The sequence below is a fragment of the Mesorhizobium sp. BR1-1-4 genome (assembly GCF_020165375.1).
In the GTDB taxonomy this organism is placed as follows: domain Bacteria; phylum Pseudomonadota; class Alphaproteobacteria; order Rhizobiales; family Rhizobiaceae; genus Mesorhizobium; species Mesorhizobium australicum.
The window spans coordinates 91,077-106,560 of the sequence record NZ_JAIUIB010000005.1 but is presented as its reverse complement, the minus strand read 5'-3'; the positions used below and the strand labels follow the sequence as shown (position 1 = coordinate 106,560).

The window sequence follows — 15,484 nt, the reverse complement described above, 5'->3', positions numbered from 1 at the left end:
CTCAGAGCATTCTCAGCAGCGCGCCACCGATCGAATATCCCGCACCGAAGGCGCAGATCAGGCCGTGATCGCCCGGTTTCATGTCGGCATGGTTCTCCGACAGCGCGATGATGGCTCCGGCGCCGGCGGTGTTGCCCAGTCGTTCCAGCACCATCGGTGCACGGTCATGGCCGACATCGTGGCCGAACGCCAGTTTCAGGATCATCGCATTCATGCGCGCATTGGCCTGGTGCAGCCAGAAGCGCCGCACCGCCTGCGGCGTCAGCCCGTGTTCGGCGAGGAATTCGACGATGAATTTGTGCCCGGCGACGGTCACTTCCTTGAACACCTTGTTGCCGACCTGCTTGATGAGGTTGCCTTCCAGGTCGATCCTGTAGGGATCGTCCTGAGCGGTGCGGGTATGATAGCCGAGATTGGTGCGGATGTTGTTCGACATCTGCGTCCATATGCGCGTGTCCAGCACCTCGAAGCGGCCCGGCCGCCTCTCACCCTGGGCAAGCCCCTCCACCACCATCGACACCGAAGCGTCCCCGAAGATGAAATGCGTCTGTCGGTCGCGGAAATTGAGATGGCCGGTGATGATTTCCGGCGTCGTCACCAGGATGCGCTTGTGCGCGCCCGAGCGCACCAGATTGACCGCCATGTGCAGCGCAGCCGCGGCCGATGAACAGCCAAGCCCCATGTCGAAACCCGCGCCCCTCGTGCCCAGCGCCTCCTGCATTTCGATGGCGATCGCCGGATATGGCCTCTGCTGATGAGAGGACGAGCAGATCACCAGATCGATGTCCGAGGCCTCGACCCCGGCGTGGTCGATCGCCTTCCCAGCCGAAGCGATGCCGAATTCCGCCTGCAGCGAGAGCGCGTCGTCCGGACGCGCCGGAATGCGCGGCGCCATGCGGGTCGGGTCGAGAATGCCTTCACGCTCGACCACGTGGCGGGACTTCACACCTGAAGCATGAACGATGAAGTCGGCATCCGATTTCTGCAGCAGCGTCTCGCCGGTATCCTGGCGCCGCGCGTTCTCCGTGTCGACCCAGGCATTGAAGCTGGCGACCAGTTCCTCATTCGTGATGACAGGCTTGGGAATTTCAGCGCCGATGCCGCTGATGATGACGCGATGCATGTTTAAGTCCGTCCATCCGCGGGCGTTGCGGCTTGATGTGGGCGCCGAAACGTTCCGGCGCAACATTTTTCTCACTCGGCCGGTTTACGCCGGCTTAAACCAAGGTTTAGGCCGGCTTAAACCAAGGTTTTTCGCCAGCCTATCCCGCCCCCTTGGCGACGATGAAAATGCGGGGGAAACGCAGCAGCACCTTGCCATTGGCGGTCTTCGGATAGGCCTTGGCGATCTTGGCCGTGTAGCTGTCGAGGAACAGCTTGCGCTCATCCGCGTCCAGCGGATCGAGGAAAGGCTTCAGCCCTGTCGACTTCACCCACTCGACGATCGCCTCGGCATCGGCCAGCGGATGGTTGTAGATGGTGTGCCAGATGTCGAGCCGAGCCGAGAGCGGCGACAGCAGGTCGTAGTAGAACGACACCGGCGGCAGCGGCGCACGGGCCGCATCCCTGATCTTTGCCGCGAAAGGCGCTTCGGCGGCGGTCTCCCGCATCAGGCGATGCGAATCCTCGGCCATATTGTCGGGCATCTGGACGGCTAGCGCGCCGCCGGGGGCCAGAAAACCCATCAGGCGCTGGAACACCGCTGGATGCTCCGGCAGCCACTGGAAGACGGCGTTGGCGAAGATCACGTTGACCGGCTCGACCGAATGCCATGTCGACGCATCGGCGAGGTCGAAGCTGACATTGGGCAGCCGCGCCCTCGCCTTTTCGATCATGTCGGGAGACGTGTCGAAGCCGCTCACTTGCGCATCGGGCCAGCGCTCGACCAGAAGTTCGGTCGAATTGCCCGGCCCGCAGCCGATATCGACAACCCGGCGCGGGAAGTCGACCGGAACCTGTGCCGCCAAGTCGCGCGCGGGCCGCGTGCGCTCGTCCTCGAATTTCAGATACTGGGCGGCGGACCAATCCCTACCTTCGTTTGTCGTCATATCCGTTTCCTATGATTTGATCCGACAATGCCGGTATCATTCGAAGCTAAGGGCAACTGGTCCCCTATTGCGTTATCAGCCTCTTGATTGCTTTTGTCACCGAACGGTAAGCTTCATCTTTCAACGTCTTCCGACAGTTTGGGGCCTTAATGAAATTTGGTTTCGAAGAGGCACAAACAAAATACAGCAGTGGTTCGCAACGAGCCAGAATTTGGACGGAGCAGTGGGTTTCCCGATGGATTTATTGCCCTAATTGCGCGAACTCGCGTCTGAGTCAGTTTCCTGCCAATCTGCCAGTTGCCGACTTCCTCTGCGGTAATTGCAACGATCAATTCGAGTTAAAAAGCCAAAGGAAGGCCTTCGGCGCAAAGGTAGCAGACGGAGCTTATTTTACCAAGATTGAGAGGCTGGCGTCCTCAACTAACCCGAATTTGATATTGCTCAACTATAGCCTGGGAACGATGGCGGTATTGAACGTTTGCATGGTGCCAAAACACTTCTTCATCCCAGAAATCATCGAGAAGAGAAATCCACTGGCCTCTACAGCCAGAAGAGCCGGTTGGATCGGCTCCAACATATTGCTTGGTCGCGTACCGCAATCGGGGCGAATTTGTATTGTTCGAGATGGGGTTCCGGTTCCAAAGGAAACCGTCATCGCACAATGGCAAAAAACCCTTTTTCTTCGCGAAGAAGACGCGGATGCTCGTGGTTGGCTAATCGAAGTAATGAAATGCCTCGACTTAATTGGCACGGTAGAATTTGATATCGAACAAGTTTATGCGTTCGAAGGACGACTGGGTGCCCTATACCCACACAACATGAATGTGAGGCCAAAAATTCGTCAGCAATTGCAACGCCTCAGAGATAGCGGATACCTCGATTTTATATCCCGCGGTCGCTATCGCATTAGGAGTAGTCGGCCGTGACGTCACAATGGGAGGGCTTGTCTAAATGGCGTGGTATCTAAATCACTACGAATGCTACAGATGCAGCGAGCACTGGACCGACGAATGGTCGTGCATGTGTGATGACGAATGTCCGAATTGCGGCGCGCGTCATGCAACGCCAATCGATAGTGAAGACCTTACCTTGCAAGTCTTGGCGGAAGCGGGCGAATTCGTAGTAGTAAGATCGCCCGACACTGCGGAACACAGTCCAGACTATGAAGAGGCCGGACGTTTCGCCAGCGAGGCACTGGCGAAACGATTTGCCCAGTTGGGAGCGAATTAGGCTAAGCCGGCAAGCCTTACCGCGTCAGCCTCTTGTAGGTCATGCGGTGCGGGTTGACGGCTTCGGGCCCGAGCCGGCGGATCTTGTCCTGCTCGTAATCCTCGAAATTGCCCTCGAACCATTCGACGTGGCTGTCGCCCTCGAAGGCGAGGATGTGCGTCGCCAGGCGGTCGAGGAACATGCGATCGTGCGAGATGATGACCGCGCAGCCGCCGAAATTTTCCAGCGCGTCTTCGAGTGCCGCCAGCGTTTCCGTATCGAGATCGTTGGTCGGTTCGTCGAGCAGCAGAACATTGCCGCCGGTCTTCAGCATCTTGGCCAGGTGCACGCGGTTGCGCTGACCGCCGGAGAGGTTGCCGACCTTCTGCTGCTGGTCGCCGCCGCGGAAGTTGAAGGACGCGCAATAAGCGCGGGTGTTGGCCTCGAACTTGCCGAGCTTGACCACTTCGGCGCCGCCCGAGATTTCTTCCCACACGGTCTTTGACGGATCGAGCGCGTCGCGGCTCTGGTCGACATAGCCGAGCTTGACCGTCTCGCCGACGCGGACAGAACCCGCATCCGGCTTTTCCTGGCCGGTGATCATGCGGAACAATGTCGTCTTGCCGGCGCCGTTCGGGCCGATGACGCCGACAATGCCACCCGGCGGCAGCTTGAATTCGAGGCCTTCGATCAACAGCGTGTCGCCGAAGCCTTTCGACAGGCCCTCGACCTCGATGACCACGTTGCCGAGCCGCTCGCCATGCGGGATGACGATCTGCGTATCCGTCGGCCGCCGCTTGTCGGCTGCATCGAGCAGATCCTGGAACGCCTGGATACGCGCCTTGGACTTGGTCTGGCGGGCCTTCGGGCTCGACTGGATCCACTCGCGCTCGCGGCCGATGGCGCGCTGGCGGGCGTCGTCCTCGCGGCCTTCCTGCTTGAGGCGCTTGGCCTTGGCTTCGAGGTACTTGGTGTAGTTGCCCTCATAAGGAATGCCGCGTCCGCGATCGAGTTCGAGAATCCAGCCGGTGACATTGTCGAGGAAGTAGCGGTCGTGGGTGATGATCATCACGGCGCCCGGATAGGCGCGCAGATGCTTTTCCAGCCATGCCGTCGTCTCGGCATCGAGGTGGTTGGTCGGCTCGTCGAGCAGCAGAAGATCAGGCTGGCGCAGCAGCAGCTGGCAGAGCGCGACGCGGCGGCGCTCGCCACCCGACAGCTTGGTGACGTTGGCATCCTTTGGCGGGCAGCCCAGCGCTTCCATTGCCATCTCGACCTGCTGTTCGAGATCCCACAGGTTCAGCCGGTCCATCTCGTCCTGGAGCTTGGCCGATTCGTCGGCCGTCTCGTCGGAATAGTTCATCATCAATTCGTTGTAACGCTCGATGATGGCGGTCTTGGCCGCGACACCTTCCATGATGTTTTCGAACACGGTCTTGTCCGGATCGAGCGCCGGCTCCTGCGCCAGGTAGCCGACAGTGGCGCCTTCGGCGAGCCACGCCTCACCGCTCCAGTCCTTGTCGATGCCGGCCATGATCTTGAGGATCGTCGACTTGCCGGCGCCGTTTGGGCCCAGGATGCCGATCTTGGCGTCCGGGTAGAAGGACAGATGAACGTTCTCGAGCACCTTCTTGGTGCCATAGGCCTTGTTGAGGCCGGCCATGTGATAGATGAACTGGCGTGCCACGCGCGCTTTCCCTGAAAAATGACTGGATTTGTCGAATTGAATGGAGGTTGGCCGCTATGTAGGCGATGCGGCGCCGAACGGCAATCGCTTTTGCCATATCAGGCCAACCACACGGACAAGTGTGCACCGACAGCCAGGTTTTCAACCGGTCGATGGCGCGCGGAAATCTCCGGTTAACCCTTCCACGTCAAAACAGGACCGGAGTGGAATCGCTGGCTGGCCGCGATTTCGAAAAGAGAGCGGATCGACGGCATTGCTGAACAGTTTCCTGCTCCTTGCCGAAGCGATTGTCTACTTCAGCGTCATGGTGACGCTTTTCCGCTTCCGCAAGCGCATCGGCCTGGGCGTCTTCATCTGCGCACTCGGCGTCATGCATTTCCTGGAAACCTATCTCGCCAGCGTCTTCTACGTCGCGCTGCCGTTTGGCATGGTGTCGCCGGGCTCGGCGGTGCTGTTTTCGGGCAAGCTGGTGATGCTCCTTCTGCTCTACATGAAGGAGGATGCCGCCACCGTGCGCCAGCCGATCTATGGCCTGCTGCTCGGCAATGCGCTGATGATCGGTCTGGTTCTGCTCCTGCGCCTGCACGCCATCGCTCCGCTTCCCGATGGCCGGCTCCCCGATATCGGCTTCATCGACGAGATGGGCTGGCTGATGGTTTGGGGCACGACGCTGCTGTTCGTCGATGCCATCCTGATCATCCTTCTCTATGAGAAACTTGGACGCGTCCTGCGCAAGGCGCGGTTCGCACGCATCCTGATTTGCGTCGCCTGCGTGCTGACTTTCGATCAGGCGGGGTTCTTCACCGCGCTGCATTTCGTTGCCGGCGCGCCGATCGCGGTCTTCTTCGGCGGCTGGTTCGCCAAGATGGCGGCAGCACTGACCTTCAGCGCCATGCTGGTCGCCTATCTCAAATGGTTCGAGGTCCGGGATGTCCAGATGCCGCGTGGGCTGACCGACATCTTCGAGACCTTGACCTATCGCGAACGCTACGAAGCGCTGGTCGAACATGTCGGCCGCGATGGCCTGACCGGACTGCTGCACAGGGGACGCTTCGATGCCGATGGCGAGGCGGCCGTCCAGTCCAGCCTGCGCACGGCGAGGCCGCTCAGCCTGCTCATCGTCGACGTCGACCACTTCAAGTCGATCAACGATCGTTTCGGCCATGCCGAAGGCGACAAGGTGCTGAAGGCGGTCGCAACCGTACTTTGCGAGGCGGCAGGCGCCGAGGACCAGGTGTTCCGGATCGGCGGCGAGGAATTCGCGATCCTGAGTTCGCGCCCACACTCCGTCGCAAGGCTCTTTGGCGAAAGCGTCCGCACCGCGCTCAAAGCATCGGCCGCCACCAGCCGGTTCGAATTGACCGTCAGCGCCGGCGTTTCCACCGTCAGCGAAACGACGCAGTGCCTGGCCGACCTGTTCGCGCTCGCCGACCAGCGCCTTTACAAGGCGAAATCGACCGGACGCGACCGCGTCGTCGGCGAACCCGGCGGGCATGAAGCCGACGCCGATATCGCCTGGACCAGGTCCGCGCAGATCTAGCCAAAGTCAGTCCAGACCCAACCTTGTCGCTACGATTTCCCCTGCCGTGCCGGCGCGCTGCTCGTCATGCCACTCATGCAACCCCCGCTGAATGAACACCGCCATGCCAACATAACAGCAGGCACGGCAAGCGAAAGCCCGGCTGGCTGCCTAAAATCCGTGCCCTTGCGTTACTGGAACCCGATCGCGTCGACCGTGCCGGTCGGGCAACCGGCCTTGTTGGTCGGCACGGAGGCCAGCAGCAGATCCTTGAGCGAGCTGTTCGGACCGATCGGGCCGGCAAGGCCAAGCGTCAGTTCGCCGATCAGCCGCCGGCCGCTCGACGGATCGATAAGGCAGGACACACGCACCCGGTCCCCTGCTCCCGCGCCGAAGGACTGGTCGAAGGCGCTGCGGATCTGGTCCGCGGTCAGCTTGCCGCCGATATTTTTGGCGAAGAGGTCGCGCACGGGCGAGCTGTTGACCTCACGCATCAAATGAAGGGCGTCGGAAAAATACTCCTGCTGGCTTTTGCCATAGCAGGTGCCGTGCTTGATCCATTCATGCCGTTCCAGCTTCGAGGCGGTGCCCGGCATCACCTTGTCGAGCTCGGCGCGGGTCTCGGCATCGAGGTTGACCGGTGGCAGGTCCTGCCAGTGAGCCGGATTGTCATTGGCCTTGTCGCTGGCCGAAGCCTGGCAATAGAAATTGCCGTTCGGCTGCGGCCACAGGCCGTGCAGCGTGAAATTGGTGGCATCGAATTCGCCAGGGTTCTGCGCCTTGCATTCGGTCTTGTTCGACTTGGTCTCGCAGAAGGCCGGCTGCCAGCTCAGCGCGAAGACATATTCGGGTTTCCCCGAGACCGCCGGCTTGCCTTGCCCGCCCGGTGCCGCCGGCGCGGTCACCGCACTGCTGCCCGACAGATGGCCGCAGCTGACCTTCACCCAACGGCGCTCGGGATCGGCGCCCGGCACCAGGATGAGGTAGTGGCTCGGAGCGTCCTTGTTGCCGGCCAGCAATTGATAGGTCTTGCCCGCATCGGTCGAGACATTGCCGGGGTTCTTGGCGTTCTTGATCGCCTGCGTCGCGGGACAGGCAGCGTCGGCCACGAAGGTGCCGCTCATCTTGACGTCGGCATGCGCCGCGCCTGCCAGCGACCCCGCCAGCAAGGCCAATCCGAAAACAACAGCAATGCGCATGGAGAATCCCCTGCTGGAAAGTGGGCGACAGACTGAAGCTGTCTCCATGTCAGAATTGCGATATTTTGCGGGCCCGTGGCAAGAAAGATCGTCGCGGAAAAGCCGGCAGGCCCGATTGACGCAAATCTGGCGCCGGCGCACACGTTGGACATTGCAAGGGCGGAACCAGGGGGAGGCCAGCCGGCATGCCATTCAGCCAGCAGCGCGTGGTCCGCTCGCCGACCGGCGCCGACCTCAATCTGTTCGTCCGGCAGGCCGACAGCTCTCCGCGTGCGGTGGTCCAGATCAATCATGGCCTGGCCGAGCATGCCGGGCGCTACGACCGCTTCGCCGGTTTCCTGGCCGCTCGGGGTTTCCATGTCTATGTCCATGATCACCGTGGCCATGGGACGACCAGGGCGCCCGACGCGCCGCTCGGCAGATTCGCCGACAAGGACGGCCCGGCCAAGGTGATCGCCGATGTCGACGCCATCCGCGATCTTATCGCCCGCGAGCAGCCTGACCTGCCGGTGATCCTTTTCGGCCACTCGATGGGCGCGTCCGTGGCGTTGAACTACTTGTTACGGCACTCGAATCGGATCCATGCCGCCGCCATCTGGAACGGCAATTTCTCGCAAGGCCTGCTCGGCCAGGTGGCGCTCGGCATCCTGGCCTGGGAACGGATGCGGCTGGGCTCCGATGTCCCGTCGCGCCTGCTGCCGAAACTCACCTTCCAGGCCTGGGGCAAGGCGGTCCTCGACCATCGCACCTTGTTCGACTGGCTTTCGCGCGACGAGGCGGAGGTCGCGAAATACATCGCCGATCCGCTCTGCGGCTGGGATGCCTCCATATCGATGTGGCGCGATGTGGTTGCCATGGCGCTGAACGGCGGCAAGGATGCGGCCTTTGCCGGCATCCGGCGCGACCTTCCCGTCGCCATCGTTGGCGGCGAGAAAGACCCTGCCTCGGACTATGGCAAGGGCATCACCCATCTCGCGAACCGCATGCGCAAGATGGGCTTTTCTAATCTGGTTTCGAAGGTTTACCCCGGCACCCGCCACGAGGGCCTGAACGAGGTGAACCGGGATACCGTCATGGACGATTTCGCCAACTGGGCGGACGCTGTCCTGAAAGCCTGACGGTTTGGCCCATCGCAAGAACCGTGACAGCCGCCGCCGGGCTTGATAGAGGCTCTGCTTTCGCAGCGATCAGGATGATTGCAGCAACCACGGTGATTTATGGCCGAACCCCCGCTGAAAGGCGTCCGCGTCGTCGAACTCGCCCGCATTCTTGCCGGGCCCTGGGCCGGGCAGTTGCTTGCCGATCTCGGCGCCGATGTCATCAAGGTCGAGAGCCCGGACGGCGGCGACGACACCCGCAAATGGGGTCCGCCCTTCGTCATGAGCCACGACGGCGAGAACCTGTCGGCCGCCTATTACCATTCCTGCAATCGCGGCAAGCGCTCCATCGCCATCGACTTCTCGACGCCCAAAGGCGCCGAGACGGTGCGCCGGCTGGTCGCGACGGCGGATGTGCTGATCGAGAACTTCAAGCTCGGCGGCCTGAAGAAATACGGGCTCGACCATGGCAGCCTGAAGGAAATCAACCCTCGCCTCGTCTACTGCTCGATCACCGGTTTCGGTCAGGATGGGCCTTATGCGCCTCGCGCGGGCTACGATTTCATTATCCAGGCCATGGCCGGCATGATGTCGATTACCGGCGAGCCCGGCCGCGAGCCGCAGAAAGCCGGCGTCGCCATCTCGGATATCTTCACCGGCCTCTATTCGGTCATCGCCATCCAGGCAGCACTTCGCCATGCCGAACAGACCGGCGAAGGCCAGCACATCGACATGGCGCTGTTCGACACCCAGATCTCGGCGCTCGGCAACCAGAACCTCAATTATCTCGTTTCCGGCAAGTCGCCGGTGCAGATGGGCAATGCCCATATGAACATTGCCCCCTACGAAGTGCTTCCGGTCAGGGACGGCCACATCATCCTGGCTGTCGGCAATGACGGCCAGTTCGCCAAATTCTGCGCCGCGGTCGGGCTGGGCGATTTGCCGGCCAATCCCGATTTCACCACCAATCCGGCCCGCGTCGCCAATCGCGTGGAACTTCGCGCACGCATCATCGAGGCGCTGAAGATTTTTGATCGCGATCCGCTGCTGGCGAAGCTCGAAGCCGCCAGCGTGCCGGCAAGCCCGATCAACACGATCGGCCAGATGTTCGACGACCCGCAGACCATTGCCCGCGGCATGCGGCTCGACCTCGACGACGGCCATGGCAACCGCCTGCCATCGGTGCGCGCGCCGATGGTGATGTCGGGCACACCGCTTACTTATGAACGCCCCTCGCCGCGCCTTGGCGAGCACACTGACGAAATCCTTGCCGAACTGGAGAAGTCTGGGAAATGAAGACCGGTGGACAACTGATCGTCGACGCCCTCGAAGCCAATGGCACCGACCGTATGTTCTGCGTGCCGGGCGAATCCTACCTTGCGGTGCTTGACGCGCTGCATGATTCCTCGATCCGCACCATCGTCTGCCGCCAGGAAGGCGGTGCTGCCATGATGGCCGACTGCCAGGGCCGGCTGACCGGCAAGCCCGGCATCTGCTTCGTCACCCGCGGACCCGGCGCCACCAACGCTTCGGCCGGCATCCACATCGCCATGCAGGATTCGGTTCCCCTCATCCTGTTCATCGGCCAGGTCGCCAGCCACGCCAAGGAGCGCGAGGCGTTCCAGGAAGTGGACTATGTCAGGTTCTTCGGCGACATCGCCAAATGGGTGGTCGAGATCGACGACGCCTCGCGCATCCCCGAATTCGTCACGCGCGCCTTTGCCGTGGCGACGTCGGGCCGCCCCGGCCCGGTCGTCATATCGCTGCCTGAGGATATGCTGACCAGCGTCGTCGACGCGCCGGAAGCACTTCCGCACACGCCGGTCGAAACCTATCCCGGCGAGGCCGAACTCGACGCACTGGAAATGCTGCTTGCCGGCGCGAAGCGTCCCTTCGTCATTCTTGGCGGCACGCGCTGGAACGCGGACGCGGTGGCGCGGATGCATGAGATCGCCGAGGCCTGGTCGCTTCCTGTCGGCTGTTCCTTCCGCCGCCAGATGCTGTTCGACCATCTTCATCCAAACTATGCCGGCGATGTCGGCATCGGCATCAATCCGAAGCTGGCGACGGCTATCAAGCAGGCCGACGTCGTTCTCTTGATCGGCGGGCGCATGGGCGAGATGCCCTCTTCCGACTACACGCTGCTGAAGAGCCCCTACCCCGACCAGGCCCTGGTGCATGTCCATGCCGATGCCGGCGAACTCGGCCGCGTCTACCGTCCGACCCTGGCGATCAATGCTTCGCCAGCGGCCTTCGTCGAGGCTTTCACCAAGCGCATGCCGGCCGGAACGCCATCATGGGCGGCCGAAACAGCCAAGCTGCATGCCGCCTATCTCGACTGGTCGACTCCGCCTGAAAACGGGCCCGGCCCGGTCCAGATGGGACCGATCATCAACTACCTGGAAAACGTGCTGCCGGACGATGCCATTCTCACCAATGGCGCCGGAAATTACGCAACCTGGGTACACCGCTTCCATCGCTTCCGCCGCTTCGCCACGCAAGGAGCGCCGACGTCGGGCTCGATGGGCTACGGCACGCCGGCGGCGGTCGCCGCCAAGGCGCTGTATCCGGAGCGCACCGTGGTCGCCTTCGCCGGCGACGGCTGCTTCCTGATGAACGGCCAGGAATTCGCCACCGCCGTGCAGTACGACCTGCCGATCGTCGTCATTCTCGTCAACAACGGTATTTACGGCACCATCCGCATGCACCAGGAACGCGAATATCCCGGCCGCGTCGTCGGCACCGATCTGAAGAACCCTGATTTTGCAGCACTTGCCCGCGCCTATGGCGGCCATGGCGAGACGGTGGAGAAGACAGCTGATTTCGCGCCTGCCTTCGAGCGCGCGCGAACCAGCGGCAAGCCGGCGATCGTCGAGATCAGGCTCGATCCCGAAGCGATCACCCCGACCCGGACGATGACGCAGATACGCGACAGGGCTTAAGGCCGGCAGAACAGAGGGCGGCGCTGTCCCGCCAGGCTTCAAGCGTTAGCCGCGCTTCGGGCTCTACATCGCTTTTTCGATCTGGCCGCGAATCTCGCCGTCCTTGTTGGCCGCCGTGTGCACATTGACGTAATACTTGCCGGCCTCCAGGTCAGCGGCCTGCGCATCGGTCAGCGTCGCCGACCCCTTGATCGGGCTCTTGAGCTTGCCTTTGAACGGGATCACCGGAGGCGCATTCTCGCCCGCCGCCGCCGGGCCGTGAATGTGCGCCGCTGTCGCCGGGCCGCTGAGGCCGGAATACTTCACGTTCCAGCTGAGCTTCTTCTTGGTGGTGTCGAAGGTGAGAGTGGCCGTCCCCTTGCCCTTCGTGGTGACGGCTGGGCTCTGCTGGCCGCCATCGAGGGTCGCCTTGTATTTTACCATCTCGGCCATGGCCGGTGATGCGAACAGGAAAGCGGTGGAAATGGCGAGCGCCGATAGCGCCGGCAGGAAGGAGTGAGCGCGCATGAAGGACCTCCGATTGACAAAGCGTGCGTCGCGGCTCCCCGACGCGCGCATGCTTCAATGCAACGGCTGGACGGCGCAATGTATCCCCGCACACGGTTTTGTGATTGGAGCGCATGGAAAAGGGGCGGTCGCCCGCCCCTTTGATCGTCAGACCCGGTCTCAGGCGCTGTTGATCGCGCCTGCGAGGCCTACTTGACCGCCTTATCGGTGATGGCGGTGGTATAGGCGCCTTTCGGCTCCTTGGTGATGATCTTCTGGTCGAGCAGCGCCTTGGCGGTGCGTTCGTAGGTCGCCGGGTCGAGCTTGCCGTCGGCATTATCGATCAGCTTGGCGACTTCGCTCATCATCCGCTTCTGGTGGTTCTCGTCCTGGCCGCCGCCGTCCATGACGATGCTTGCAGCTTCGTCATTGTTGTCGACCGCGTATTTCCAGCCCTTCATCGAGGCGCGCACGAAACGTACCATCTTGTCCTCGAAGGCCGGATCCTTGAGCTTGTCTTCCGAGGCATAGAGGCCGTCCTCGAGCAGGTCGTTGCCCATGGCCGAGTAGTTGAACACGGTCAGCTGTTCGGGCTTGTAGCCGGCGTCGATCAGCTGCCAGTACTCATTGTAGGTCATGACCGAGATGCAATCGGCCTGCTTCTGGATCAGCGGCTGCACGTCAAAGCTCTGCTTCAGCACGGTGACGCCATCGGGGCCGCCCTCCGTCTTGAGGCCAAGCTTGTTCATCCACGCGTAGAACGGATATTCGTTGCCGAAGAACCAGACACCGAGCGTGTGGCCCTTGAAGTCGGCTTCGGTCTTGATCGGGCCGTCCTTCGGGCAGACCAGCTCCATGCCGGCCTTCTTGAACGGCTGGGCGATGTTGACCAGCGGCACGCCCTTCTCGCGCGCGGCGAGCGCGCCGCCCATCCAGTCGACGATGACGTCGGCACCGCCGCCGGCGATCACTTGCTCGGGGGCGATGTCGGGGCCGCCTGGCTTGATGTCGACGTCGAGGCCTTCGGCTTCATAGAAACCCTTGGCCTTGGCGACATAGTAGCCGGCAAATTGCGCCTGCGTGACCCATTTCAGCTGCAAGGTCACCTTGTCGGCGGCCATCGCCTGGAAGGCGGCCAGCGACATCGCGCCGGCCAGAACTGGAATAATAAGTCTTTTCATTTTTTTACCCTCTGAAGTTAGTGCCCAAACCCACCGCCCCTATCCACCACGGACAGAGGGATGCCAAAACGTGACGGCCCTTTCGACAAGGGCGACCACGCCATAAAAGACCGAACCCGCAACTGCTGCAACTGCGATTTCGGCCCAGACCATGTCGATGTTCATCCGCCCGACCTCGGTCGAAATGCGGAAGCCCATGCCGACAACGGGTGTGCCGAAGAACTCGGCGACGATGGCGCCAATCAGCGCCAGCGTCGAATTGATCTTCAGCGCGTTGAAGATGAAGGGAGCGGCGGCCGGCAGCCTGAGCTTGACGAGCGTCGGCCAGTAGCCCGACGCATAGGTGCGCATCAGGTCGCGCTCCATATGGCCGGACGCGGCGAGCCCGGCGACCGTATTCACCAGCATCGGGAAGAAGGTCATGATGATGACCACCGCCGCCTTGGACTGCCAGTCAAAGCCGAACCACATGACCATGATCGGCGCCACGCCGATGATCGGCAGCGCCGAGACCATATTGCCGATCGGCAGAAGTCCACGCCGCAGAAACGGTACGCGGTCGGCGAGAACAGCGGTGATGAAGCCAGCGCCGCTGCCCACCACATAACCGAAGAGCACCGCCTTGAAGATGGTTTGCCGGACATCGGCGCCGAGCACCGGCAGCGAGCTGACGATGCGCGCGCCGATGGCGCTCGGCGGCGGCAGCAGGATGAAAGGAATGCCGGCGCCGCGTGTGACGGCTTCCCAGATGATCAGGATCCAGGCGCCGAAGATAGCGGGGATGACCAGACGCAGTGCGGTCCGGACCCATCCTGCCTTCGGCCGCAATCCCGAAAGCACCGCCACACAACGCCAGCCAAGCAGCCAGGCAGCCGCGAGCAGAAGAAAATACGGCGCCAGCGCCGTCCCTTCGAAACCTGCGATGCCCGATATCAGCAGCCAGGCGACGAGATGGGCCCCTATGAAGAGCACCACGGCCTCCGCCAGGGGCGGAATCCTGACCATTGAGATCAGCGCCGCCAGCACGGCCACGCCAAGCATCAAGCCCTTCATTCCGAGATAGGGGTAGCCGATACTGGCCGTCGGATCGGCAAGCGCTGCCGCTTCCGGCTTCGACATGGCGCCGAGCGCAATCGCGATCAGGCACAGCACGATCGCCAGCACGGCCTGCCAGGAAGGTTTCAGCCAGTTCATGCCGGCCTCCCGCCCATGGCGCGGTCAACGACGCGGCCGGCGATGCCAACCACCATCACCAGCAGTGCCGCCACGATGGAGCCCGCGACCAGCGCCGACCAGATGTCGATCGACTGGCTGTAATAGGCGCCGGCCAACAGCTTGGCGCCGATACCGGCGACCGCGCCGGTCGGCAGTTCGCCGACGATTGCGCCCACCAGGCTTGCCGCCACCGCGACCTTCATCGAGGTGAACAGGAATGGCACCGAGGCTGGCACACGCAGTTTCCAGAAGGTCTGCGCGCGGCTGGCATTGTAGGTGTGCATCAGGTCGAGATGCATGATCTCGGGCGAGCGCAGGCCCTTCACCATGCCGACCGTCACCGGGAAGAACGACAGATAGGTCGAAATCATCGCCTTCGGGATCAGTCCGGTAATGCCGATCGCCGCCAGCACCACGATGATCATCGGCGCCACCGCCAGGATCGGGATGGTCTGCGAGGCGATGATCCACGGCATCAGGCTGCGGTCGAGCGTCGCCACATGGACGATGCCGACGGCGATGACGATGCCGAGTGCTGTGCCGAAGGCGAAGCCGAGCAGCGTCGAGGACAGCGTAACCCAGGCGTTGTAGACGAGGCTGCGGTTCGAGGTGATGGGCCGCAGAAAAGTGTTCTCGAAGAAATTCACCGCCACCTGATGCGGCGCCGGCAGCGTCGGCTTGGGCTGCGACAGCGTCTTGCCGATGAGTTCGCCGAACGTGGAGGTTTCGTTGGCACGCCGGTCGAGATCGCGCTGGAACGGCGCGTTGAGGATAACGGCGAAGACGTACCAGAGCACGACCACGCCCAGAAGGATGGAGGTTACGGGGATGATCTTGGAGCGGAAGCTATCCATGGGCGAAGTCTCCTCCTCTCCCCCACGGGGAGAGGGTAGCCGGAGCG

The 15,484-nt window shown here is 62.3% G+C and carries 13 protein-coding genes; 5 read left to right on the top strand and 8 right to left on the bottom strand.

Annotated elements, in window-relative coordinates:
• Position 1 precedes the first annotated feature (1 nt).
• Together LB571_RS12245 and tam are read right to left on the bottom strand one after the other, a co-directional pair.
• A complete protein-coding gene (locus LB571_RS12245; RefSeq protein WP_140822279.1) occupies positions 2-1,123 on the bottom strand; it encodes a beta-ketoacyl-ACP synthase III in 1,122 nt (373 codons plus the stop codon).
• 139 nt (positions 1,124-1,262) lie between these two features.
• Positions 1,263-2,048 carry a trans-aconitate 2-methyltransferase gene (gene tam / locus LB571_RS12240; RefSeq protein WP_224594748.1) on the bottom strand — a complete coding sequence of 262 codons (786 nt, stop codon included), beginning with the start codon at positions 2,046-2,048 and terminating at the stop codon, positions 1,263-1,265.
• Between the two features lie 149 nt (positions 2,049-2,197).
• Between tam and LB571_RS12235 the strand changes: the two genes are divergently transcribed.
• The gene (locus tag LB571_RS12235; RefSeq protein ID WP_015317174.1) at positions 2,198-2,974 is read left to right on the top strand and encodes a DpnI domain-containing protein; all 777 of its coding nucleotides are present in this window, start codon (positions 2,198-2,200) and stop codon (positions 2,972-2,974) included.
• Positions 2,975-3,294: 320 nt separating this feature from the next.
• Here the strand turns inward: LB571_RS12235 and ettA are convergent, their stop codons facing one another.
• Positions 3,295-4,944, bottom strand: coding sequence for an energy-dependent translational throttle protein EttA (gene ettA, locus LB571_RS12230; protein ID WP_015317172.1), 1,650 nt, complete (start codon positions 4,942-4,944; stop codon positions 3,295-3,297).
• Between the two features lie 253 nt (positions 4,945-5,197).
• Here ettA and LB571_RS12225 point away from each other — a divergent pair, with 253 nt between their 5' ends.
• Complete coding sequence (locus LB571_RS12225; RefSeq protein ID WP_015317171.1) at positions 5,198-6,484, top strand: sensor domain-containing diguanylate cyclase; 1,287 nt, start codon at positions 5,198-5,200, stop codon at positions 6,482-6,484.
• Positions 6,485-6,654: 170 nt separating this feature from the next.
• Here the strand turns inward: LB571_RS12225 and LB571_RS12220 are convergent, their stop codons facing one another.
• Positions 6,655-7,662, bottom strand: coding sequence for a ribonuclease T2 family protein (locus LB571_RS12220; RefSeq protein WP_224594746.1), 1,008 nt, complete (start codon positions 7,660-7,662; stop codon positions 6,655-6,657).
• Between the two features lie 185 nt (positions 7,663-7,847).
• Between LB571_RS12220 and LB571_RS12215 the strand changes: the two genes are divergently transcribed.
• From LB571_RS12215 to LB571_RS12205, 3 genes are all read left to right on the top strand, one after another.
• Complete coding sequence (locus LB571_RS12215) at positions 7,848-8,780, top strand: alpha/beta fold hydrolase (protein WP_224594744.1); 933 nt, start codon at positions 7,848-7,850, stop codon at positions 8,778-8,780.
• 99 nt (positions 8,781-8,879) lie between these two features.
• On the top strand, positions 8,880-10,055 hold the full coding sequence (locus LB571_RS12210; RefSeq protein ID WP_140615574.1) for a CaiB/BaiF CoA transferase family protein: 1,176 nt from the start codon (positions 8,880-8,882) through the stop codon (positions 10,053-10,055).
• On the top strand, positions 10,052-11,701 hold the full coding sequence (locus tag LB571_RS12205; protein ID WP_224594742.1) for a thiamine pyrophosphate-binding protein: 1,650 nt from the start codon (positions 10,052-10,054) through the stop codon (positions 11,699-11,701). The genes LB571_RS12210 and LB571_RS12205 overlap by 4 nt, the downstream gene beginning before the upstream one ends.
• Positions 11,702-11,764: 63 nt before the next feature.
• On the opposite strand, the gene LB571_RS12200 is transcribed toward LB571_RS12205, so the two are convergent.
• The 4 genes from LB571_RS12200 to LB571_RS12185 all read right to left on the bottom strand — a co-directional run bounded on the left by LB571_RS12200 (position 11,765) and on the right by LB571_RS12185 (position 15,437).
• Complete coding sequence (locus LB571_RS12200; protein ID WP_015317166.1) at positions 11,765-12,208, bottom strand: CHRD domain-containing protein; 444 nt, start codon at positions 12,206-12,208, stop codon at positions 11,765-11,767.
• A 188-nt stretch (positions 12,209-12,396) separates the two neighbouring features.
• The gene (locus LB571_RS12195; protein ID WP_015317165.1) at positions 12,397-13,368 is read right to left on the bottom strand and encodes an ABC transporter substrate-binding protein; all 972 of its coding nucleotides are present in this window, start codon (positions 13,366-13,368) and stop codon (positions 12,397-12,399) included.
• 39 nt (positions 13,369-13,407) lie between these two features.
• Positions 13,408-14,562, bottom strand: a complete 1,155-nt coding sequence (locus LB571_RS12190; RefSeq protein WP_224594740.1) for an ABC transporter permease — start codon at positions 14,560-14,562, stop codon at positions 13,408-13,410.
• Entirely contained in the window at positions 14,559-15,437 is an 879-nt protein-coding gene (locus LB571_RS12185) for an ABC transporter permease (RefSeq protein WP_140615568.1), read from the bottom strand. Before LB571_RS12185 ends, LB571_RS12190 begins: the two co-directional genes overlap by 4 nt.
• Between the last annotated feature and the right edge of the window lie 47 nt (positions 15,438-15,484).